Source organism: Methylocystis heyeri (assembly GCF_004802635.2).
Taxonomy (GTDB): domain Bacteria; phylum Pseudomonadota; class Alphaproteobacteria; order Rhizobiales; family Beijerinckiaceae; genus Methylocystis; species Methylocystis heyeri.
The window spans coordinates 4,061,933-4,080,296 of sequence record NZ_CP046052.1 but is presented as its reverse complement, the minus strand read 5'-3'; the positions used below and the strand labels follow the sequence as shown (position 1 = coordinate 4,080,296).

General features: G+C 65.0%; 17 protein-coding genes. 9 read left to right on the top strand and 8 right to left on the bottom strand.

Annotated features, from left to right (window positions below):
* Positions 1-9: 9 nt before the first annotated feature.
* The 5 genes from H2LOC_RS18390 to H2LOC_RS18370 all read right to left on the bottom strand — a co-directional run bounded on the left by H2LOC_RS18390 (position 10) and on the right by H2LOC_RS18370 (position 6,483).
* A complete protein-coding gene (locus tag H2LOC_RS18390) occupies positions 10-1,110 on the bottom strand; it encodes a (5-formylfuran-3-yl)methyl phosphate synthase (RefSeq protein WP_136497269.1) in 1,101 nt (366 codons plus the stop codon).
* A 221-nt stretch (positions 1,111-1,331) separates the two neighbouring features.
* Complete coding sequence (locus H2LOC_RS18385; protein WP_136497270.1) at positions 1,332-2,648, bottom strand: bifunctional folylpolyglutamate synthase/dihydrofolate synthase; 1,317 nt, start codon at positions 2,646-2,648, stop codon at positions 1,332-1,334.
* A 17-nt stretch (positions 2,649-2,665) separates the two neighbouring features.
* Entirely contained in the window at positions 2,666-3,538 is an 873-nt protein-coding gene (accD, locus tag H2LOC_RS18380; RefSeq protein WP_136497271.1) for an acetyl-CoA carboxylase, carboxyltransferase subunit beta, read from the bottom strand.
* Complete coding sequence (gene trpA, locus H2LOC_RS18375) at positions 3,535-4,425, bottom strand: tryptophan synthase subunit alpha (protein WP_136497272.1); 891 nt, start codon at positions 4,423-4,425, stop codon at positions 3,535-3,537. The genes accD and trpA overlap by 4 nt, the downstream gene beginning before the upstream one ends.
* Positions 4,426-4,548: 123 nt before the next feature.
* Positions 4,549-6,483 (bottom strand): potassium transporter Kup, encoded by a 1,935-nt coding sequence (locus tag H2LOC_RS18370; RefSeq protein ID WP_136497273.1) that lies wholly within the window; start codon positions 6,481-6,483, stop codon positions 4,549-4,551.
* Between the two features lie 328 nt (positions 6,484-6,811).
* Here H2LOC_RS18370 and H2LOC_RS18365 point away from each other — a divergent pair, with 328 nt between their 5' ends.
* Positions 6,812-7,615 carry a dienelactone hydrolase family protein gene (locus H2LOC_RS18365; RefSeq protein WP_136497274.1) on the top strand — a complete coding sequence of 268 codons (804 nt, stop codon included), beginning with the start codon at positions 6,812-6,814 and terminating at the stop codon, positions 7,613-7,615.
* Between the two features lie 94 nt (positions 7,616-7,709).
* Here H2LOC_RS18365 and H2LOC_RS18360 read toward each other — a convergent pair whose 3' ends face one another.
* Positions 7,710-7,940, bottom strand: coding sequence for a DUF1674 domain-containing protein (locus H2LOC_RS18360; protein WP_136497275.1), 231 nt, complete (start codon positions 7,938-7,940; stop codon positions 7,710-7,712).
* Between the two features lie 179 nt (positions 7,941-8,119).
* Between H2LOC_RS18360 and H2LOC_RS18355 the strand changes: the two genes are divergently transcribed.
* The 7 genes from H2LOC_RS18355 (at position 8,120) to H2LOC_RS18325 (ending at position 14,802) form a co-directional block, all read left to right on the top strand.
* Positions 8,120-9,436, top strand: coding sequence for an RsmB/NOP family class I SAM-dependent RNA methyltransferase (locus tag H2LOC_RS18355; RefSeq protein ID WP_425487345.1), 1,317 nt, complete (start codon positions 8,120-8,122; stop codon positions 9,434-9,436).
* Between the two features lie 509 nt (positions 9,437-9,945).
* The gene (locus tag H2LOC_RS18350) at positions 9,946-10,815 is read left to right on the top strand and encodes a heme-binding protein (RefSeq protein ID WP_246206885.1); all 870 of its coding nucleotides are present in this window, start codon (positions 9,946-9,948) and stop codon (positions 10,813-10,815) included.
* A gap of 130 nt (positions 10,816-10,945) precedes the next feature.
* Positions 10,946-11,350 (top strand): methylmalonyl-CoA epimerase, encoded by a 405-nt coding sequence (mce, locus tag H2LOC_RS18345; protein ID WP_136497277.1) that lies wholly within the window; start codon positions 10,946-10,948, stop codon positions 11,348-11,350.
* A gap of 141 nt (positions 11,351-11,491) precedes the next feature.
* A complete protein-coding gene (locus H2LOC_RS18340; RefSeq protein ID WP_136497278.1) occupies positions 11,492-11,725 on the top strand; it encodes a DUF1467 family protein in 234 nt (77 codons plus the stop codon).
* Between the two features lie 87 nt (positions 11,726-11,812).
* Positions 11,813-12,679: an enoyl-ACP reductase FabI gene (gene fabI, locus H2LOC_RS18335; protein WP_136497279.1), complete on the top strand. Its 867-nt coding sequence runs from the start codon at positions 11,813-11,815 to the stop codon at positions 12,677-12,679.
* A 66-nt stretch (positions 12,680-12,745) separates the two neighbouring features.
* Positions 12,746-13,054, top strand: coding sequence for a DUF2513 domain-containing protein (locus H2LOC_RS18330; RefSeq protein WP_136497280.1), 309 nt, complete (start codon positions 12,746-12,748; stop codon positions 13,052-13,054).
* A 65-nt stretch (positions 13,055-13,119) separates the two neighbouring features.
* A complete protein-coding gene (locus tag H2LOC_RS18325; protein WP_136497281.1) occupies positions 13,120-14,802 on the top strand; it encodes a DEAD/DEAH box helicase in 1,683 nt (560 codons plus the stop codon).
* A 142-nt stretch (positions 14,803-14,944) separates the two neighbouring features.
* Here H2LOC_RS18325 and H2LOC_RS18320 read toward each other — a convergent pair whose 3' ends face one another.
* Entirely contained in the window at positions 14,945-15,229 is a 285-nt protein-coding gene (locus H2LOC_RS18320) for a hypothetical protein (protein WP_136497282.1), read from the bottom strand.
* A 109-nt stretch (positions 15,230-15,338) separates the two neighbouring features.
* The gene (locus H2LOC_RS18315; protein ID WP_136497283.1) at positions 15,339-16,346 is read right to left on the bottom strand and encodes an endonuclease/exonuclease/phosphatase family protein; all 1,008 of its coding nucleotides are present in this window, start codon (positions 16,344-16,346) and stop codon (positions 15,339-15,341) included.
* Between the two features lie 187 nt (positions 16,347-16,533).
* Between H2LOC_RS18315 and ftsH the strand changes: the two genes are divergently transcribed.
* The gene (ftsH, locus tag H2LOC_RS18310; protein WP_136497284.1) at positions 16,534-18,360 is read left to right on the top strand and encodes an ATP-dependent zinc metalloprotease FtsH; all 1,827 of its coding nucleotides are present in this window, start codon (positions 16,534-16,536) and stop codon (positions 18,358-18,360) included.
* The last annotated feature ends 4 nt before the right edge of the window (positions 18,361-18,364 follow it).

Below are 18,364 nucleotides of genomic sequence, written 5' to 3'. Positions count from 1 at the left end.
TTTCCGGTTTCACAGCGAAGAAACTGAGGACCCTGCGGCGAAAGCCGCGACGGAAGCGGGCCTCGCGCGGCGGATGCGCACCCCGACGGAAGCGGGCGGGACGACATCGAGCTTCTCGACCTCTACGGTCACCGCCCGGGCGCGCTCATGCAGCAATATGCTCTCCGCCAGACGCTCGGCGATGGTTTCGACCAGCTCGATATGGCCGGAGGCGAGGATGATCTTTATGGCGTCCATGACGACGTCGTAGGAGAAGACCATGCGCATGTCGTCCGGCCCGCTGGTCCGGAAGACCTCGACTTCGACGCTGAAACGAACGCGCTGCGTATGGCCGCGCTCGAAACCATAGGCCCCGATCTCCATCGGCATCACGAGATCCCGAACGAAGACATGGTCCACCTCCCCGGCGTGATCGCCGGGCTCCGCGGCCGAAGGCGCGCCGCGCGGTATGAGGTCGCGGATGAGGCTCACGGCGCTTGCGCTGAGCGCGTTGCGGCGCTCGCCTTCGGCGCAGAGAGCGCCCCGGAAGCCGAGAACGTCGGGCGCCATCACCAGGAGCCGGGGAACGTCGGGGGACTCCAGCGAGCCGGCGAGGCCGGCGGTGAGCTTCAAAGCCCGGCAGCGCCCGACAAATTCGGCGAGGACGCCGACGCTCATGGCGTCGAGCAGGCGGCCTTTGCCCTTGTGGGCGGTGTCGAGCATGGCGCCCTCGAAACCGGCCTCGGCCAGACGATCGAGAACGCCGAAATCGGGGCCGAGGTCGGCGAACAGCACCGCGACGAGCCGGCGACGGGCCGCCACGGGCGCGAGTTCCGCGATGATCTCCTCCGCGTCCGGCGTCAGCGGGAGGGCGAATTTGACGAAGGCCGCGCCGGCGTCTGCCGCGGCCTCGATGGCGTCGCGCGCATGGGTCACGTCATGGGGCAGCTCGACGACGGCGCTGACCGGCCGGCGTCCCCGCACCGCCTCGACGATTCGCGAGACTTCCGCCAGCGGCAAGGCGCCGAGGGCTCCCCGGGAGGGATCCTTGCAGTCGATTATGTCCGCTCCCCGCTCGACCGCGGCGTCGGCTTCCGCCGGCGACAAAACGCTGGCCAACATCAAGGTCATCGCATTCGCTCCCGCAAGCTGCGCCTCTGCTTCGTCCGACAATCCCGCCAAGGGGCCGAACGGCGACGCGCCCGCCATTTTCGCTGAACGCATTTGCGCAAAAGTTGCCGGCTTTTGCGATCAAAATACGCTTCGCTCGTTTAAATCTGCGATTTCCTGTCGCTCGAACGGTCGGATTCGAGCGGAAAGCGCGCCGAGCCCCGGCGAAAGCCGGGCGTCCTTTACTCGATCCGAGACCCGTTCAGCGCCAGAACGCTCGCAGCGAGATATAGCGAGCCGGCGACGAGAATGCGCGGCGTCTCCTGGAATGCGGTCGCCCGCACCAGCGCCAGAGCCTCCTCGAGGCTCGAAGCCGCCCGCGCTTCCATGCCCTGGGCCCGGGCTGCGGCCGCAACCTCTTCCGGCGCCCAGCTCTTGTGCTCGCCTTCCACCGGCACGGCGATCACCATGCGCGCCAGACCGACGAAATGCCGCAGCAGCGCGGTGACGTCCTTGGTGGTCTGGGCGCCGCAGATCAGCGCGAGCGGCCGGGGGTTTTTCTCTTCGAATTCGGCCATCGCGTCGGCGAGGACGCGGCCGCCGTCTTCATTATGGCCGCCGTCGATCCAGACCTCGGCCCCCGGGGGGGCGAGATCCAGCACATGGCCGCTGGACAGGCGCTGAAGCCGCGCCGGCCATTCCGCCTTGCGCAGCCCCGCTTCGATAGCCTCGGCGGGGATTTCCGGGGCCACCGCCCTCAGCGCGGCGATGGCGCCGGCCGCGTTCTGGTGCTGGTGGCGGCCGGGCAGGCGCGGGGCCGGCAGATCGAGCAAGCCGAGCTCATCCTCGAACACGAGCCTGCCGTTCTCCTCGAATATGTGGAAATCCTCGCCGGCGACGATCAGCGGAGCCCCGACGCGCCGCGCTTCACGCTCCAGGACCCTCCCTGCGCCTACGGACTGGAATCCGATGATCGCCGGAACGCCGGGCTTGAATATGCCCGCTTTCTCATAGGCGATCTTTTCCACGGTTTCGCCGAGAAACTCGGGATGGTCGAGCGATATGGAGGTGACCACCGTCGCCTTGGGCGATTTGATCACATTGGTCGCGTCGTAGCGGCCCCCGAGGCCGGTCTCCAGCAGCAGCCAGTCTGCGGGCGCGCTCGCGAACAAATGGAACGCCGCAGCGGTCGTGATCTCGAAGAAAGTCACGGGCTGCGCGCCATTGGCGCGTTCGCAAAATGCGAGCGCCCGAGTGAGGGCGTCGTCTTCGACGAGCCTGCCGCCGCCCGGAGCGGCGAGCCGGATGCGCTCGTTGAACCGCAAGAGATGCGGCGAGGTATAGACGTGGACGCGCTTGCCCGCGGCCTCCAGCATGGCCCGCAGGAATGCGAGGGTCGAGCCCTTTCCGTTGGTGCCGGCGACATGAATGGTCGGCGGGAGCCGAAGATCGGGACGCCCGATCGCCTCCAGCAGCCTCTCGATGCGTCCCAGCGAAAGATCGATCTTCTTGGGGTGAAGATCGAGCAGTCGCGACAGGATCGCGTCACGCTGATCCATCAGGGGCGACCTCCGATTCAGGCCGCGGCCGGCTGACGAGGCGCGGGCCTCTTCGTCAGCAACCCGCACAGCCGCGCCAGCGTGTCGCGCATCTCGGCCCGCGGCGTCACCATGTCGACCATGCCGTGATCCTCGAGATATTCCGCGCGCTGGAAGCCCTCCGGCAGTTTCTCGCGGATGGTCTGCTCGATCACCCGCGCGCCGGCGAAACCGATGATGGCTCCGGGCTCGGCGATGTGAACGTCTCCGAGCATGGCGTAGGAGGCGGTGACGCCGCCCGTCGTGGGATTGGTGAGCACGACGATATAGGGCAGCCGCGCCTTGCGCAGCCTTTGCACGGCGATGGTCGTGCGCGGCATCTGCATGAGCGAGAACATGCCCTCCTGCATGCGCGCGCCGCCCGAGGCCGTGAAGATGATGAAGGGCGTGCGCTTCTCGAGGGCGTAGGTGGCTCCGGCGATGATGGCTTCGCCGGCCGCCATGCCCAGCGAACCGCCCATGAACTCGAAATCCTGCACCGCGACGGTCACGGGGATTTCCTTGAGCCGCCCGATCGCGACGGTCACGGCGTCCGGGCGCCCGGTCTTGACCCGGTATTCCTTCAGCTTATCGACATAGCGCTTGATATCCCTGAATTTCAGAGGATCGGTCGGCGGCTCGGGCGTCGTCATCAGTTCGTAGGCGCCGTTGTCGAAAAGGCTGGCGAGGCGAGCCTCCACCGGAAAGCGCATGTGATAGCCGGAACTCGGCACCACATAGAGATTGGCCTCGATATCCTTGTGGAAGACGAGCTGGCCGCTTTCGGGACATTTGACCCATAGATTTTCGGGCGCCTCGCGCTTCAGGATCGCCTTGATCTTGGGCGGAACGACATCGGAATACCAGTTCATGACCATACCTTCGCGAAGGCGTCGAAGAGCTTTTTGAGCGGCGAAACGCTTTGCGGCCGGAGCCGGCGGGCGCTGCGCACCCCTTCCGCGATAGCGGCGACGAGGGAAGCGACCGAAGACGCCGTGCCCGGCCCGGCCCGATCCTCGGCGTCGAGCGAGTCCTTGATGGCGGAGACCAGAGCCGAGCCCACCACGACGCCGTCGGCGTTCGCGGCTATGACCGCGGCGCTCGCCGCGTTCTTCACGCCGAAACCGACCGCGACGGGCAAATTCGTATGGCTCTTGATGCGCTTCACGGCGGCGGCCACCCCCGAGTAATCCGCCAGCGCCGCGCCGGTGATCCCCGTAAGCGAGACATAATAAACGAAGCCGCTGGTGTTTTCGAGAACCTTCGGCAGCCGCTTGTCGTCCGTGGTGGGGGTCGCCAGCCTGATGAAGTTCAGTCCCGCGGCGCGGGCCGGCAGACACAGTTCCGCGTCTTCCTCCGGCGGCAGATCGACGACGATCAGCCCGTCGACGCCGGCGTCGAGGGCCGCCGCGAGAAAGGCTTCGACGCCGAAGACATAGATAGGATTGTAATAACCCATCAGAACGATGGGCGTCGTCTGGTCGAAGGCGCGAAAATCCGCGACCAGCTTCAGGGTCTTCTTCAGCGTCGTCCCCGCCCTGAGCGCGCGCAGCCCGGCAGCCTGGATCGCCGGACCGTCCGCCATCGGATCGGTGAAGGGCATCCCGACCTCGATCAGGTCGGCGCCGGCGCCGGGGAGGGCTTTCAGTATTTCGAGCGAAGTCTCGAGGTCGGGATCGCCGGCCATCACAAAGGTGACCAGAGCCGCGCGCCCTTCGGCGCGAAGAGCGGCAAAACGGGCGTCTATGCGTGTCGGCATGGGTTTTCGCGTATCCTTGAACCTTCGGGCGCCTTCCAGGTAGAGGCCGGGCGTCCGTCGACGCTGATTAGTCTCTGGGCCGCCCGGCGTCTACTGCTTTCACGGAATGGGATAAGCGCGGGTTTAGATCGTGACGCGGGCGCCGAGCTCCACCACCCTGTCGGTCGGAATGGAGAAGAAGTCCGTCGCATTGGCCGCCTGCTTGGTCAGCGCGACATAGAGCTTGTCCTGCCATGCCGGCATTTCGGAGCCCGCGCTTTCGACGATGGAGCGTCTGCCGAGGAAGAAGGAGGTCGTCATGATGTCGTATTTCAACCCGGCCTTGCGCATGGCGGCGAGGGCCGCGGGGACGCGCGGGCTCTCCATGAAGCCGAAGTGAATCGTCGCCCGGCTGAAATCCTCCGAAAGCTTCTCGATTTCGAATCTTTTCTCGGGCGGGACGCGGGGCACGTCTTCGGTGATGACGCAGATCACAAGCACGCGCTCATGCAGGACCTTGTTGTGCTTGAGGTTGTGCATGAGCGCAGTGGGCGCGACATTGGGGTCGCTGGTGAGGAAGATCGCGGCGCCCGGAACGCGGGTCGGCTTCGATTTCTGGAGCATGGCGATCAGATCCATGATCGGAATCGAATCGCGATGGGTTTTCTCCGCGAGCAGATGGGTGCCGCGCACCCAGGTCCACATGACGACGACCGAGCACGACGCCAGCAGCAAGGGGACCCAGCCGCCGTCTACGACCTTCATCAGATTCGCCGCGAGAAAGGCGAGATCGATCGAGAGAAAGGTGGAAATCAGCAGGAGAGACGCCCACAGCGGCCAGCGCCATTTCTTCCAGACCACCACGAAGGCCAGCGCCGTCGTCGTCACCATGGTGCCCGTGACCGCAATGCCATAGGCCGAGGCCAGAGCGGAAGAATTCTTGAAGACGATCACGAGGATCATGACGCCGATCAGCAGCAGCCGGTTGACGCGGCCGATGTAGATCTGGCCCTCCTGCATTTCGGAGGTGTGGGTGATCTCGAGCCTCGGCAGCAGCCCGAGCTGGATGGCCTGGCGCACCAGCGAAAAGGCTCCCGTCACGACCGCCTGGCTGGCGATGACCGTAGCCACGGTCGAAAGCACGACCAGGGGCAGCAGCGCCCAGTCGGGCGCCAGCAGAAAGAAGGGATTGTCGATGGCCTCGGGCTTCGACAGGATCAGGGCCCCCTGCCCCAGATAATTGAGCACGAGCGCGGGCAGGACGAAAAAGGTCCAGGCGACCTGAATGGGAAGGCGGCCGAAATGCCCCATGTCGGCGTAAAGCGCCTCCGCGCCGGTGACGCCGAGGAAGACGGAGCCGAGCACGGCGAAGCCGACCCAGCCGTGCTGGACCAGAAAGGAGAGGCCCGTCAGAGGATCGAAGGCGTGAAGGATCTGGGGCGCATCCGAAATGTGCATGCCGCCGAGCACGCCGATGGTCAGGAAAAAAGCGATCATGATCGGGCCGAAGAAGGCCGCGACTTTCGCCGTGCCGTGGCTTTGCACCCAGAACAGGGTCACCAGGATCGCCAAGGTGATGGGGATGACATAGTCGTTGAGACTATGCGTCACGAGGTCGAGGCCCTCGACCGCCGACAGCACGGAAATGGCGGGCGTGATGATGGCGTCGCCCGAAAAAAGCGCGGCGCCGGCGACCCCGAGCAGAAAGACGGCGTTGGCGCGCCGGCCGAGCGCGGACTGGGCCAGCGCCATCAGCGACAGGATGCCGCCCTCGCCGCGGTTGTCCGCGCGCATGAGGAAAAGGACGTATTTGGCCGTGACGGTGAAAATCAGCGCGTAGAGCAGAAGCGAGGCGGCGCCTATGACCGCTTCCTCGGTCAGCAGGTCGGCCTTGCTGGCATGGGACAGCGACTCGCGCAGCGCATAGAGCGGGCTGGTGCCGATATCGCCGTAGACGACGCCGATCGAGCCGATCAGCAAGGCGGGAAACGCACCGCGGCCATGATGGCGGGCCTGCGTTTCCGATGCGGCGATTTCACCGACGGAACGCGCTATATCCGTGCTCGGCTTCTCGGTCATGAAGGATCCTTATGATGAGCCCTGGCTGGCGGCGAGCTTCGTTTTTCTTCGCTTTTTCCCACGCCAAGCGGTCGTCTGCCGATTTCCATAAAGAAACGCTCGAGCGTTTCGTGAGACCCTCGAGCGGCCTGCATAATCCGACCAGCCTCCGCCGCCCTCGCCATTCTTTTAAAAAACCGGGCTTTAACCATGCGCTCAGTTCACGTTCGGCGGCGGGCATATACGCTTCTTTTGGCGGCTTGAGAAGCCGCGCTGTTCGAGACGCCTCGACCAGAGGCGGATTCGACCCGAAAACTGCAATATTCCGAACGCCAGGGAGATCGAGCCGATGACAGAGCGATCCACTTCCGATTACGCCAGGGCGGCGGGCGCGATCTCCTCGCAACGGATCGCGACCCCCGAAAAAGGACTTGAGGTAAAAGAGGTCCGCATTCCCACCGGGAGGGGCGACATGCCGGCCTATTTCGCAAAGCCGGCGACAGGGACGGGGTTTCCGGTCATATTGATCGCACAAGAGATATTCGGCTTGCACGAACATATCCGCGACATCGCGCGCCGCTTCGCCGCGCTCGGCTATCTCGCTGTGGCGCCGGATTATTTCTTCCGAGTCGGCGATCCCTCCGCTGCGCCCGACATAGCCGCGATCAGGCGGATCATTCTGGCGGCGCCGGACTCCGGAGTCATGACCGATTTCGATTCGGCGCTGGACTTCGCCGCCGCCTCGGCCGGAGACGTCTCACGCTCGGCGATCACCGGCTTTTGCTGGGGCGGCAGAATGGCGTGGCTCTACGCGCGACACAATCCGCGCCTGCGCGCGGCGATTCCCTGGTACGGCCGGCTCGGCGGCGACAAGACGGCGAACCAGCCGCTCTGGCCGCTCGACATCGCGCAGGAAATCGAGATCCCGGTTCTGGGGCTCTACGGCGGCGCCGATCCGTCGATCCCCCTGGATCAAATCGACGAAATGAGAGCGAAGCTGGGCGAGGCCGCGGTCCCGGCCGAAATCGTCGTCTATGCGGACGCCCCGCACGCTTTCTTCGCCGACTATCGCGAGAGCTATAGGCCCGAGGCGGCGCAAGACGCATGGCGGCGCACGCTGGAGTTTCTGCGCGAACGCGTTCTGCAAGAGTAATGTTTTTTGCGTGCTCGGGGTGTTGGGGATCAAGGCTCGCCATGCCAATAAGCTGCCCGGAGGGGGCGCTGCGCAAGCCGCGCCGCCGGCGCCCTCAGAAGTCGCTGGCGATCCCCTTGACTTCCCAGTCGCCGTAGCGCGCCGGGTCTTCCCCGCCCCGGCCGCCGATTTCCTCCGGGGCGGCTTTGGGCGAAGCGGCTTTCCTGCGCTGCGCCGCCTCTTCCAGGGCGCGCTGCGCCGCCGGGGGCAGCGCCCGCGACCGCCCGGGCTCTGCGGGGGCGTCCTCGCCGGGAGCTTTGCACAGAGGCGTGTCCGTCTCACCCATCTTTGACCTTTCATGCGCCCTCGGCGGCGGCCTATGGTATGATTCGCCGTTTTTGGGCCGGGAGCGGGCTGCGCGTGACTGATACTACTAGACCATTCGCCAAGCGAGCCAGACCTGCGGCCCGCGCGGCCAACAGGCAAGGTTTCGTTCCGGCCGATGCGGCCCGCGAAGCCGAGGCCATGAAAGTCCCCGGCCTGCCGGCGCGTATCGCCGCCGCCCATATCATCGCGGATGTCGCCCATGGCGGCCATCGCCTGGACGAATGCTTCTCTCCCCTCGCCGTGCCGGCGCGACTGACCGGCCTCGCCCCCCGCGACGTCGCTCTCGTGCGTTCGATCGCCACGACCGCGCTCCGCCGGCTGGGCGTCATTCGCAAGGCGCTTTCGATCCTGCTGGAAAAAGGCCTGCCGCGACAGGCCGCCCGGCTGGAATGGCCCCTCATCGCCGGCGCCGCCCAGATATTGTTTCTCGACGCCGCCGATCACGCGGCGGTCGACCTCGCCGTCCGCGCAGCCCGGCTCGAGCCCAAGAGCGCCGGCTTCGCGGGTCTGGTCAATGCGGTGCTCCGCAATCTGCAGCGGCGGCGCGAGGAGTTTCTGGAACTGGCGGCGAGCGGGGAATTCGACGCGCCGCCCTGGATGGCGCAGCGCTGGCGCAGGACCTATGGGGAGGCGGCGGCGAGAGCGATTTCCGCCATGCACATGATGGAGCCCCCTCTCGATCTTTCCTGCAAGAGCGACGCGGAAGGCTGGGCCGAGAGATTGGGCGGGGTTCTTCTGCCTACCGGGTCGGTCCGGCTGGTGGAGCGCACGCCGATCGCCGAGCTCGACGGCTATCGGGACGGCGAATGGTGGGTTCAGGACGCGGCCGCCGCCTTGCCGGCGCGCTTCCTTGCGGCGAAAGCCGACGAGCGCGTGCTCGACATGTGCGCGGCGCCGGGCGGCAAGACTGCGCAACTCGCCTTGTCGGGGGCTCGTGTCGTGGCGCTGGATCGCTCGGCCGAGAGGCTGAAACTGCTTGCCGCGAACCTCAATCGCCTGAAGCTGCATGCGGAGATTGCGGTCTCGGACGCCACCGGCTTTTCCGCGTCGCCCTTCGACGCCATCCTGGTCGACGCTCCGTGCTCGGCCACCGGCACCATCAGACGGCATCCCGACGTGCCCTGGACCAAAAAACCGGGAGATATCGAGGGGCTCGCCTCGATTCAGGCGAAAATGCTCGACCGCGCCGCGACTCTGGTCAGACCGGGCGGCAGAATCGTCTACTGCACCTGCTCGCTGGAGCCGGAAGAGGGCGAGTTGCAGATTGCGGCGTTCCTGCGTCGCAACCCGGATTTCAGGCGCGAGCCGCTCGAGCCGCGCAAGGACATGGTTCCCGCCGAATTCGTGAACGAAGACGGCGACATGCGCACCTTGCCGACCATGCTGCCCCATGCGGAGCCTCGCCTCGCCGGAGTCGACGGTTTCTTCGCCTCCCGAATCGTACGCCGGGAGTGAAGGGGCGGGCGCCACAGACCGGCGCTCACCATCAAGAAAAAGCCGCCTGCCCGCCCGGCCTGGAGGGCGCGCGCCCGGCGCCAGACAGTCTAGCAGCCAGTTAGGCTCGTAAAATAAAGACTTACAGCTATCCGTAATACATCGTTCGCTTAGCGCTAACCTGTCCGGGATGAAGATTGACCGAGCGCTATTTTGACAATCTGGAAATAATTTTGACAATTCAGAAAAAACGCCTTAGCTCTCGCCGCGTTCGAGGCAACTGAGGCTAACTGGGGGAACGCCTGTTTGACGCGCATCCTCGGAACGTATTTTCCGCGAAAAGTCCGAGGACATCGCGAAAGGAATTACGCTCCGTCCTTTTGATCAGGCGCGATTTTCCGTTGCTCGTCATACGAGCGGAACTGCGCGGGAAGCGCGTTTTTTTCTGAACATGGTTCTGTCCGTAGTTGGCCGGCAACGCCGTTGCTTAGCGACAAAAACCAAGACTTTCGACTAGAAAGGACAGTTAAATGTTAAAAAGACTTATGATCGCCGCGACTGCGGCGGCTGGAGTGAGCGCGCTCGCCGGCTCGGCCCAGGCCAGCACGCTGCCGGCGACTTGCGCCGGCCTCAGCTCCACTCAGGCCGCCAGCTTCAACAGCGCCCTCAAGGCGGCGCTTTCCCAGGCGGTCCAGTCGGGCATCAACGGCGGCCTCGGCTTCAACATGTGGGCGACCGTCGTGGCCAACGACGGCACGGTCTGCGCCGTCGCCTATTCGGGCGCTTCCTATACGGATCAGTGGCTCGCGAGCCGCGTGATTTCCGCGCAGAAGTCGGCCACCGCCAACAGCCTCAGCCTCGGCGCGGTGGGCGGAGCCAGCTCGAACGGCAAGCTCGCGCTGTCGACGGCCAATCTCTATTCGGCGACGCGCGACGGCGGCAGCCTGTTCGGCCTCCAGTTCAGCAATCCGGTCGATCCGGCCGACGCCTATCACAATGCGGACGGCTCGACCCCGAACGCGGCCAACTTCGGCACGGCCAACGATCCGCTGGTCGGACGGCCGGTCGGCGGCGTGAACGTCTTCGGCGGCGGTCTTGCGCTTTATAACAATTCGGGCGCGAAGGTCGGCGCCGTCGGCGTCAGCGGCGACACCTCCTGCACCGACCACATGATCGCCTGGCAGGTCCGCCATATTCTCGCGTACGACTTCCTCGCGACCGGCGGCATCGGCGGCGTGGCGGGCCTTGGCGGCGACACCGCCCATCCCGACAACATCATCTTCGATATCCCGAACAACTCGACCGGAACGGTCGGCGGCAACGGCATCAGCACCAGCGGCTGGGGCCATCCCACCTGCCTGAACACGCCCAATCCGGCCAAGCTGCCTCCGGTTCGCTGAACCTGCTCGCAAGCGCGATCGCTCGATCTCCGGGAAGCGGCGAAAGCCGCTTCCTTTTATTTTGCCCACTTTTACGACGGCGCTTTTTCGCCTACAGACGGTCTCATATCGTCATGAGGAGCATCGCAATATGATTGGACGCCTCAACCACGTCGCCATTGCCGTCGCCGACGTCGAAAAGGCCTCGAAGGTTTACGCCTCCACGCTCGGCGCGAAAGTCGGACCGGCGGAGATCGTGGCCGAACATGGCGTCAAGGTCGTGTTCGTCGAACTGCCCAACACCAAGATCGAACTGCTGGAGCCCTATGGCGAAAACTCGCCCATCGCCGCTTTCGTGGAAAAGAACCCCGCCGGGGGCATCCACCATGTCTGTTACGAGGTGGACGACATCGTCAAGGCGCGCGATCATCTGAAGAGCGAAGGAGCCCGCGTTCTGGGAGACGGATCGCCGAGGATCGGCGCCCACGGCAAGCCGGTGCTGTTCCTGCACCCGAAGGATTTCTGCGGCACGCTGGTCGAACTCGAGCAAGCGTAAGCCGCGCGCGCAAGACGCCTCCTCGTCGTCCGATTGCGGCGAACCGCCTTCCGCTTCATGGTAGGCTCGACCATCCGCGCGAAACGTCGCGACGCTTCAGGGGCTGAATGCGCCGGAAAGCGTGTTTAAGAGAGGCGCCTCATGCCCATCCAAACTTCAGTCGCCGTGGCGGTCTATTTCACCATGTGGTGGATCGTCCTCTTCGCCATTCTCCCACTCGGCGTGCGCTCGCTACACGAAGACGGCGAGACTCCGGCCGGCTCCGATCCGGGCGCGCCCATGGCTCCGATGCTGCTGAAGAAGGCCGCGCTGACGACGGTGGTCTCGGCCGTGCTGTTCGGCCTCTTCATGGTCGCGCTGAAACTGATGGGCTGAGCCCGAAGGGTTTCCTTCGCGCGCAAACCGGGCTAAACGGCGCGGGAGCATAGTGAAGCCAATCCCCTGCAAAAAACGGACATCTCGATGACTGAACAAGGATCGTCGTCAACTCGCGCGCCTTTCAGCGGCGTTCTTGCGGGCAAGAAGGGACTTATTCTCGGCGTCGCCAACAACCGCTCGATCGCATGGGGCATCGCCAAGGCCGCGCGCGACGCGGGAGCGGAGCTGGCGTTGACCTATCAGGTCGAGGCTTTGGAAAAGCGCGTCCGGCCTCTCGCCGCCGAACTCGGCGCGACGGTGGTGGGACGCTGCGACGTTTCGGAAACGGAAACGATCGACGCCGTTTTTGCAGAGGTCGAAAAACTCTGGGGCAAGCTCGATTTCGTCGTCCATTGTCTCGCTTATTCGGACAAGGACCAGCTCGACGGCCGCTATGTCGACACCACGCTGGAAAACTTCAACCAGTCGCTGGCGATCTCCTGCTACTCCTTCACCGCCATCGCCCAGCGCGCGGAAAAGCTGCTGAAGGACGGCGGCTCCCTACTTACCCTCACCTATTACGGCGCCGAGAAATGGATGCCGCATTACAATGTCATGGGCGTGGCCAAGGCGGCGCTGGAGGCTTCGGTGCGCTACCTCGCGGCCGATCTCGGGGAGAAGAACATCCGCGTCAACGCCATCTCGGCTGGGCCCATAAAGACCCTGGCCGCCTCCGGCATCGGCGACTTCCGCTATATTCTGAGATGGAATGAATATAATTCGCCGCTGCGCCGCGTCGTGACCATCGAGGAAGTGGGCGAGACCGCGGTTTATCTCCTGTCGCCGATGTCGCGCGGCGTTTCCGGCGAGGTTCTCCATGTCGACGCGGGCTATCACGTCGTGGGCATGATGAATCCTTCCGCGGCTTCCAAGATGGCCGATCTACTGGCGCTGCTGCCCGCAGAAAAATAATCTGCGCGAAACTCGCCGGCGGCGTGATAAGCTTGTCCAGCTCGTGTTTTCACGCTAGGCGGTTCAATGCGCCGCAACGTCGATCTGCTCAGGGACCTGATGCTGGCGCTCGAACCGCTCGAGCGCTCGCCGCCCGAGGCGGTTTTTCTCGAGCTGGACGAATTTGCGCTGAGGATGGGACAGTCGGCGGAGACTGTCTGCGCGCATCTGGATCTATTGTTGGCGCAGGGCTTCATCGACGGCCCTGGAATCTATCGAACCGCTTGGCTTTTTCGCAAATTGACTCCGAAGGGCCTGGCGCTCGCCGACAATATCAGGGATGCGCGGAGCTGGGATGCAATCAAGCGAAGCTATTCCTCAATGCTGGATCAATGAAAATCGGGCAGTCCGGCCAGTCCCGGAAACCTGCCCGCAGCACTTCTTAGACAGGCGAACCTCAAGTGACATTTCCGCACGCCAGCCCTCCGCTGGCCCGCGCGCTCAGCGAGCGCAACTACAACGACCTGACCCCGATTCAATCGGCGGTGCTGGCGCCCGAGGCGCGCTCTCGCGACATCCTCGCCTCCGCCCAGACCGGTTCGGGGAAAACGGTCGCCTTCGGCCTCGCCATGGCTCCCGAGCTTCTCGGAGACGCGCAGAGCCTGCCGCAGGCGGGAGCCCCGCTCGCGCTGGTGATCGCCCCGACGCGCGAACTCGCCCTGCAGGTCCGCCGTGAGTTGGAATGGCTCTATTCCTATGCAGGCGCCAGAATCATCGCCTGCGTCGGCGGAATGAATCCCCATCTCGAGCGCCGCCAGCTCGCCGAGGGCGGACATATCGTCGTCGGCACGCCGGGCCGGCTGCGCGATCACATCGAACGCGGCGGGCTGAACGCCGCTTCGCTGAAGGTCGTCGCGCTCGACGAAGCCGACGAGATGCTCGACATGGGCTTCAGGGAGGATCTCGAATTCATCCTCGACGCCGCGCCGGTCGAGCGGCGCACGCTGCTGTTCTCCGCCACCATGCCCAAGGCGATCGCGGCGCTGGCGAAGCGCTACCAGCGCGATCCCTTGCGGGTGGAGGTCGAGCGCAGCGACCGGGGACACGCCGACATCGAATATCGCGCGGTCCGCGTAGGTCCCAAGGAGATCGAGCTCGCGGTCGTCAACCTGCTTCGCTTCTTCGAAACGCCGACGGCCATCGTCTTCTGCAACACGCGCGAATCGGTGCGCCACCTGCACGCGACTCTGATCGAGCGTGGCTTTTCCGCCGCTCTGCTTTCGGGAGAGCTCAGCCAGCACGAACGCAACCAGTCGATGCAGGCTCTGCGCGACGGACGCGCGCGCGTCTGTGTCGCGACCGACGTCGCCGCACGGGGCATCGACCTGCCGCAACTCGGTCTCGTCATCCATGCGGAACTGCCGACCGACGCAGAGACCCTGCAGCATCGCAGCGGCCGAACCGGCCGCGCGGGCCGCAAGGGCGTCAGCGCCCTGCTGACGCCGCCGTCGCGCCGCCGCCGGCTGGAAATGCTGCTCAGAGAGGCGGGGGTGCGCGCGATCTGGAGCGGCCCGCCGACGGCGGACGAAATCCGCAAGCTCGATCAGGAGCGTCTGTTCAAGGATCCGCTGCTGGCGGAAACCCCGACCGAGCAGGAGCTGGAGCTCGGGCGCCTGCTGCTCGCCGACGCGACCCCGGAAAGGCTCGCCGCAGCCCTGATCCGACTCTATTATTCGCGCCTGCCTGCGGTGGAGGAGGTCGCCGATCCCGGCGAGGAGCCGCTCAGAAGCCGCGAGCCGTCGGCAGGCCGGCCGGCCGCCGCCACGAGGTTTCCGCAGGGTTCGGTGTGGTTCAGGCTCGATATCGGCCGCAAGAGGAACGCCGATCCGAAATGGCTGCTCCCCATGCTTTGCCGCAAGGGCTCCATCAGGAAGCAGGACGTCGGCGCGATCCGCATCTTCGATCACGAGACGCAGTTCGAGGTGGCGCAGGACGCGGCGGAACTGTTCAGCGCCAATATCCGCCGTCCGGGCGGCGAGCCTGTGAAGATCGAACGTCTCGCCGAGCACGGCAAGCCCGACCACGCCAAGAGGATTCGGCCGCAGCGGGACAAACACCGCGCGCCGACGGGCTCGAAAGACTGACGCGCGCCAAGCCGCGGCGAAATTATCGCGATGAGGGAACAACGCCCTACGGGAAAGCGGGACAGCCCCGCCCTCGACGCGCGCTCCAGGCGGAGATTTTCCTACGAATACGAAATGCCGCTCCAATCGAGCGGATTTCGTATCAGTCCGCCTGGCGCTGCGGTTTGGCGGTTTCTTCGATTTCCTCGCGCCTCCGGAAGCGCAGAACCGCGCCGGGCGCCCGGTTTCGAGCCGTTATGCGGTTGCGGCCGGTGCCTGTCAGCACATAATGGCCGCGGCTGTCGTCCCAGCGCATGAGATCGGCCTGGATGGCGGTCTGGCGCAGAACCATGGTCATGGGGTCTTGCACATGAGCCGGCGCGATGTCCCCATGGACGTCGACCTTCCTCAGCGCTTCGACCAGTTTGGTTTCGTGAGGGTCTGTCATTGATCCAAACATGGCGCCTAACGAGGCGCGCCGCAAGCCCCTTGTGCGAGCGCCTTAAGTAAAGGCCACACAAGTTAATACGGTTACTTTCAATAGCTTAGATTAAACATTACCCGAAACGGGCTAACCCGGCTGGCCCATTCGGGCCAAGCTCGAGCCGCCAGGGCCCCTCTGTGGGTTCGAGGCGGAAGGACGCGACGAGGGGCGCATGAAGCGATCCGACGATCGGTTCGGGCGCGTAAACTTCATCCTCGAGGCCCCGGTTGAGCAGAAAAGCGCCGGCGCAGGTCCGCGCCAGCGAGCGCGAGGCCAGCACATGGTCGATCAGCGTCGGCCTTCCGGCATGAATGACGCTGTAACGCTTTTCCTGCGGGACGAATTCTTCCATCGGGCGAAACAGATGGGCCTCGTCCTTGCCTTCTCCGGCGAGGATCCGGGTCGGCGCGTCATGTTCGTCGGCGTTGAAATCGCCGCAGACGACGATCCGCGCATCCGCCTCGAGGTCGAACAGAGTCTCGGCGAAAAGACGGGCCTCCAGCGCCTGGCCTTCGCGCTTCTGCGCCGCCAGAAATTGTCCCTCCGCGACCGCTCTCGCCCCGAGCGCTCCCGGCACGGGCGCCGGCCGCGGCGCGCGCAGATGGAGATCGATCACATGCAGCCGCGTCTCGTTTGGCAGAGCGATGCAGGCGTAGAGCAGCGGCCGGTCGAACGCGATCTCGACCGGCTCGGGCTCGGGGCCGCCCTCATGCGGCGGCCGCCAGCTCTGCCTCGGGACGATGTCGTGGTGAATCTGTCGCCGTTCCAGAATCGGAAAACGGCTCAGGATCACGAGATTATGAACATCGGCGGGAAACGGGCCGCCCGGCCGCGTGCTGGCGGCGCGATGGTAATTTTCGTAAGGGCCGCCCGAAAGCAGCCGGTCGAGCGCGGTAAAGCGCCGCGGCGCATGGGCCGACGGCCTGTGCGCCCCTATCTCCTGCAGGCATAGAACGTCGGCGTCGAGTTCGCGCAGCATCGGGTCCAGCACGGCTTTGCGGCGCGCGAAGGCCTCCTCCCCGGTCGGGGTCCATTCGAGATTCTCCAGGTTGAAGGTCGCGACGCGGAACTCGGCCTGCATGGTTCTCGACCTTTGGAGCGTTTATCGGCCGGACGGAATCGTCCGGCGGCATAGAAATCGCTCCCGATCAATAAACTGGAGCGCACCCCTATCGCAAAATCCCGCCGGCTCGAAATCGCGAGGGCGCGGCGGCTTCCAAAATTCTCCGGGAAATGTATTCTGAACTGGGCGAAACGAGGCGGCCGCTATGGAAAAGACTTGGTACGCCAACATAGGCGCACTGTTGTTTTTCGTGCTCGGCGCGCTGTTGTTGCAGCAGTTCTGGAGCAGCGCCCAGCAGACCGAAGTCGTTCCCTACAGCGAATATTACAAGCTTCTGACCGACGACAAGATTTCCGAGGTCGCGGTTTCCAGCCAATATGTGCGCGCCACCTTGAAAGAGCCTCAGAAAGACGGCCACAAGGAAATCGTCGCGGTTCGCGTCGACCCCAATGTCGCGCAGGAGCTGGAGACCGCCAAGGTCAAGTTCTCGGGCGTTCCCGAGCAAGGCTGGTTTACGACCCTGCTTTCCTGGGTGATCCCGACGCTGCTGTTCTTTTTCATCTGGAGCCTGTTCGCCCGGCGCGCCGGCGGGGGCATCGGCTCGCTGATGTCGGTGGGACAGAGCAAGGCCAAGATTTTCGTCGAAAAAGACACCCACACCGGTTTCGCCGACGTCGCCGGAGTCGACGAAGCCAAGGAGGAACTGCAGGAAATCGTCGCCTTTCTCAAAGACCCGGCGACCCATATGCGCCTCGGCGCCCGCATGCCCAAAGGCATATTGCTGGTGGGGCCGCCCGGCACCGGCAAGACCCTGCTCGCCCGCGCCGTGGCGGGCGAAGCGGGGGTTCCGTTCTTTTCCATCAACGGCTCCGAATTCGTCGAAATGTTCGTCGGGGTGGGCGCGGCGCGAGTCAGGGATCTCTTCGCCCAGGCGCGGGCCAGCGCTCCCTGCATCATCTTCATCGACGAGCTCGACGCGCTGGGCCGGGCTCGCGGCCTCGCCGGCCTCTCGGGCGGCGCCGACGAAAAAGAGCAGACCCTGAACCAGCTGCTGAGCGAGCTCGACGGTTTCGACCCGACCATCGGCGTGGTGCTTCTCGCGGCCACCAATCGTCCCGAAGTGCTCGATCCCGCCCTGCTGCGGGCGGGGCGCTTCGATCGGCAGATTTCCGTCGACCGGCCCGACAAGAACGGCCGCGCCGAGATCCTGCAGGTCCATCTGCGCAAAATAAAACTGAGCCCGGACGCAGATCCCGCGCAGATCGCAGCGCTGACGCCGGGCTTCACCGGGGCCGATCTCGCCAATCTCGTCAACGAGGCGGCGATGATCGCGACCCGGCGGCGCGCGCAATCGGTCTCGCTGGAGGATTTCACCGCCGCGGTGGAGCGCGTGCTGGCCGGCCCGGAGAAGCGCAAGAAGCTGATCAACCCCGAAGAAAGGCGGATCGTCGCCTTTCACGAGATGGGCCATGCGATCGTCGCCATGGCCCTGCCGCGGATGGATCCGATCAAGAAGGTTTCGATTATTCCGCGCGGCATGGGCGCCCTCGGCTACACCATGCAGATGCCCACCGAAGACCGCTATCTGATGACGCGCAGCGAGCTGCTCGACCGTATCACGGTGCTGCTCGGCGGCCGCGCCGCGGAAGTAAGAATATTCAAGGAGCCGACCACGGGCGCGGCCGACGACCTCCAGCGCGCGACCGAAATGGCCCGCTCGATGGTTTCGCGTTTCGGCATGGAGCCCGCGATCGGCCAGGCGATCTACGCCGCCGAACGCCCGCGCTATCTGGACGCGGCCGGAATGCTCCCGCAGCAGCCGCTCGCGAGCGAAGAAACCAGCGCTCATATCGACGCCGCCGTAAAAGCCCTCATTCAAAAGGCGTTCGAACGGGCGACGGCCATCCTCGCCAGTTGCGCTTCCATTCATGAAGAGACCTCGGCGCGCCTGCTCGAAAAGGAAACCTTCACCGAAGAAGAACTCGCGCCGATCCGGGACGCGGTGCGCGCGCGGGCGGCGCTCGCGGCCTGATTGC

Bases quoted from the DNA above. Each gene is read 5' to 3' on its own strand.
- H2LOC_RS18390 (WP_136497269.1), bottom strand. From the start codon at position 1,110: ATGACCTTGATGTTGGCCAGCGTTTTGTCGCCGGCGGAAGCCGACGCC.
- H2LOC_RS18385 (WP_136497270.1), bottom strand. From the start codon at position 2,648: ATGGATCAGCGTGACGCGATCCTGTCGCGACTGCTCGATCTTCACCCC.
- accD (WP_136497271.1), bottom strand. From the start codon at position 3,538: ATGAACTGGTATTCCGATGTCGTTCCGCCCAAGATCAAGGCGATCCTG.
- trpA (WP_136497272.1), bottom strand. From the start codon at position 4,425: ATGCCGACACGCATAGACGCCCGTTTTGCCGCTCTTCGCGCCGAAGGG.
- H2LOC_RS18370 (WP_136497273.1), bottom strand. From the start codon at position 6,483: ATGACCGAGAAGCCGAGCACGGATATAGCGCGTTCCGTCGGTGAAATC.
- H2LOC_RS18365 (WP_136497274.1), top strand. From the start codon at position 6,812: ATGACAGAGCGATCCACTTCCGATTACGCCAGGGCGGCGGGCGCGATC.
- H2LOC_RS18360 (WP_136497275.1), bottom strand. From the start codon at position 7,940: ATGGGTGAGACGGACACGCCTCTGTGCAAAGCTCCCGGCGAGGACGCC.
- H2LOC_RS18355 (WP_425487345.1), top strand. From the start codon at position 8,120: ATGAAAGTCCCCGGCCTGCCGGCGCGTATCGCCGCCGCCCATATCATC.
- H2LOC_RS18350 (WP_246206885.1), top strand. From the start codon at position 9,946: ATGTTAAAAAGACTTATGATCGCCGCGACTGCGGCGGCTGGAGTGAGC.
- mce (WP_136497277.1), top strand. From the start codon at position 10,946: ATGATTGGACGCCTCAACCACGTCGCCATTGCCGTCGCCGACGTCGAA.
- H2LOC_RS18340 (WP_136497278.1), top strand. From the start codon at position 11,492: ATGCCCATCCAAACTTCAGTCGCCGTGGCGGTCTATTTCACCATGTGG.
- fabI (WP_136497279.1), top strand. From the start codon at position 11,813: ATGACTGAACAAGGATCGTCGTCAACTCGCGCGCCTTTCAGCGGCGTT.
- H2LOC_RS18330 (WP_136497280.1), top strand. From the start codon at position 12,746: ATGCGCCGCAACGTCGATCTGCTCAGGGACCTGATGCTGGCGCTCGAA.
- H2LOC_RS18320 (WP_136497282.1), bottom strand. From the start codon at position 15,229: ATGACAGACCCTCACGAAACCAAACTGGTCGAAGCGCTGAGGAAGGTC.
- H2LOC_RS18315 (WP_136497283.1), bottom strand. From the start codon at position 16,346: ATGCAGGCCGAGTTCCGCGTCGCGACCTTCAACCTGGAGAATCTCGAA.
- ftsH (WP_136497284.1), top strand. From the start codon at position 16,534: ATGGAAAAGACTTGGTACGCCAACATAGGCGCACTGTTGTTTTTCGTG.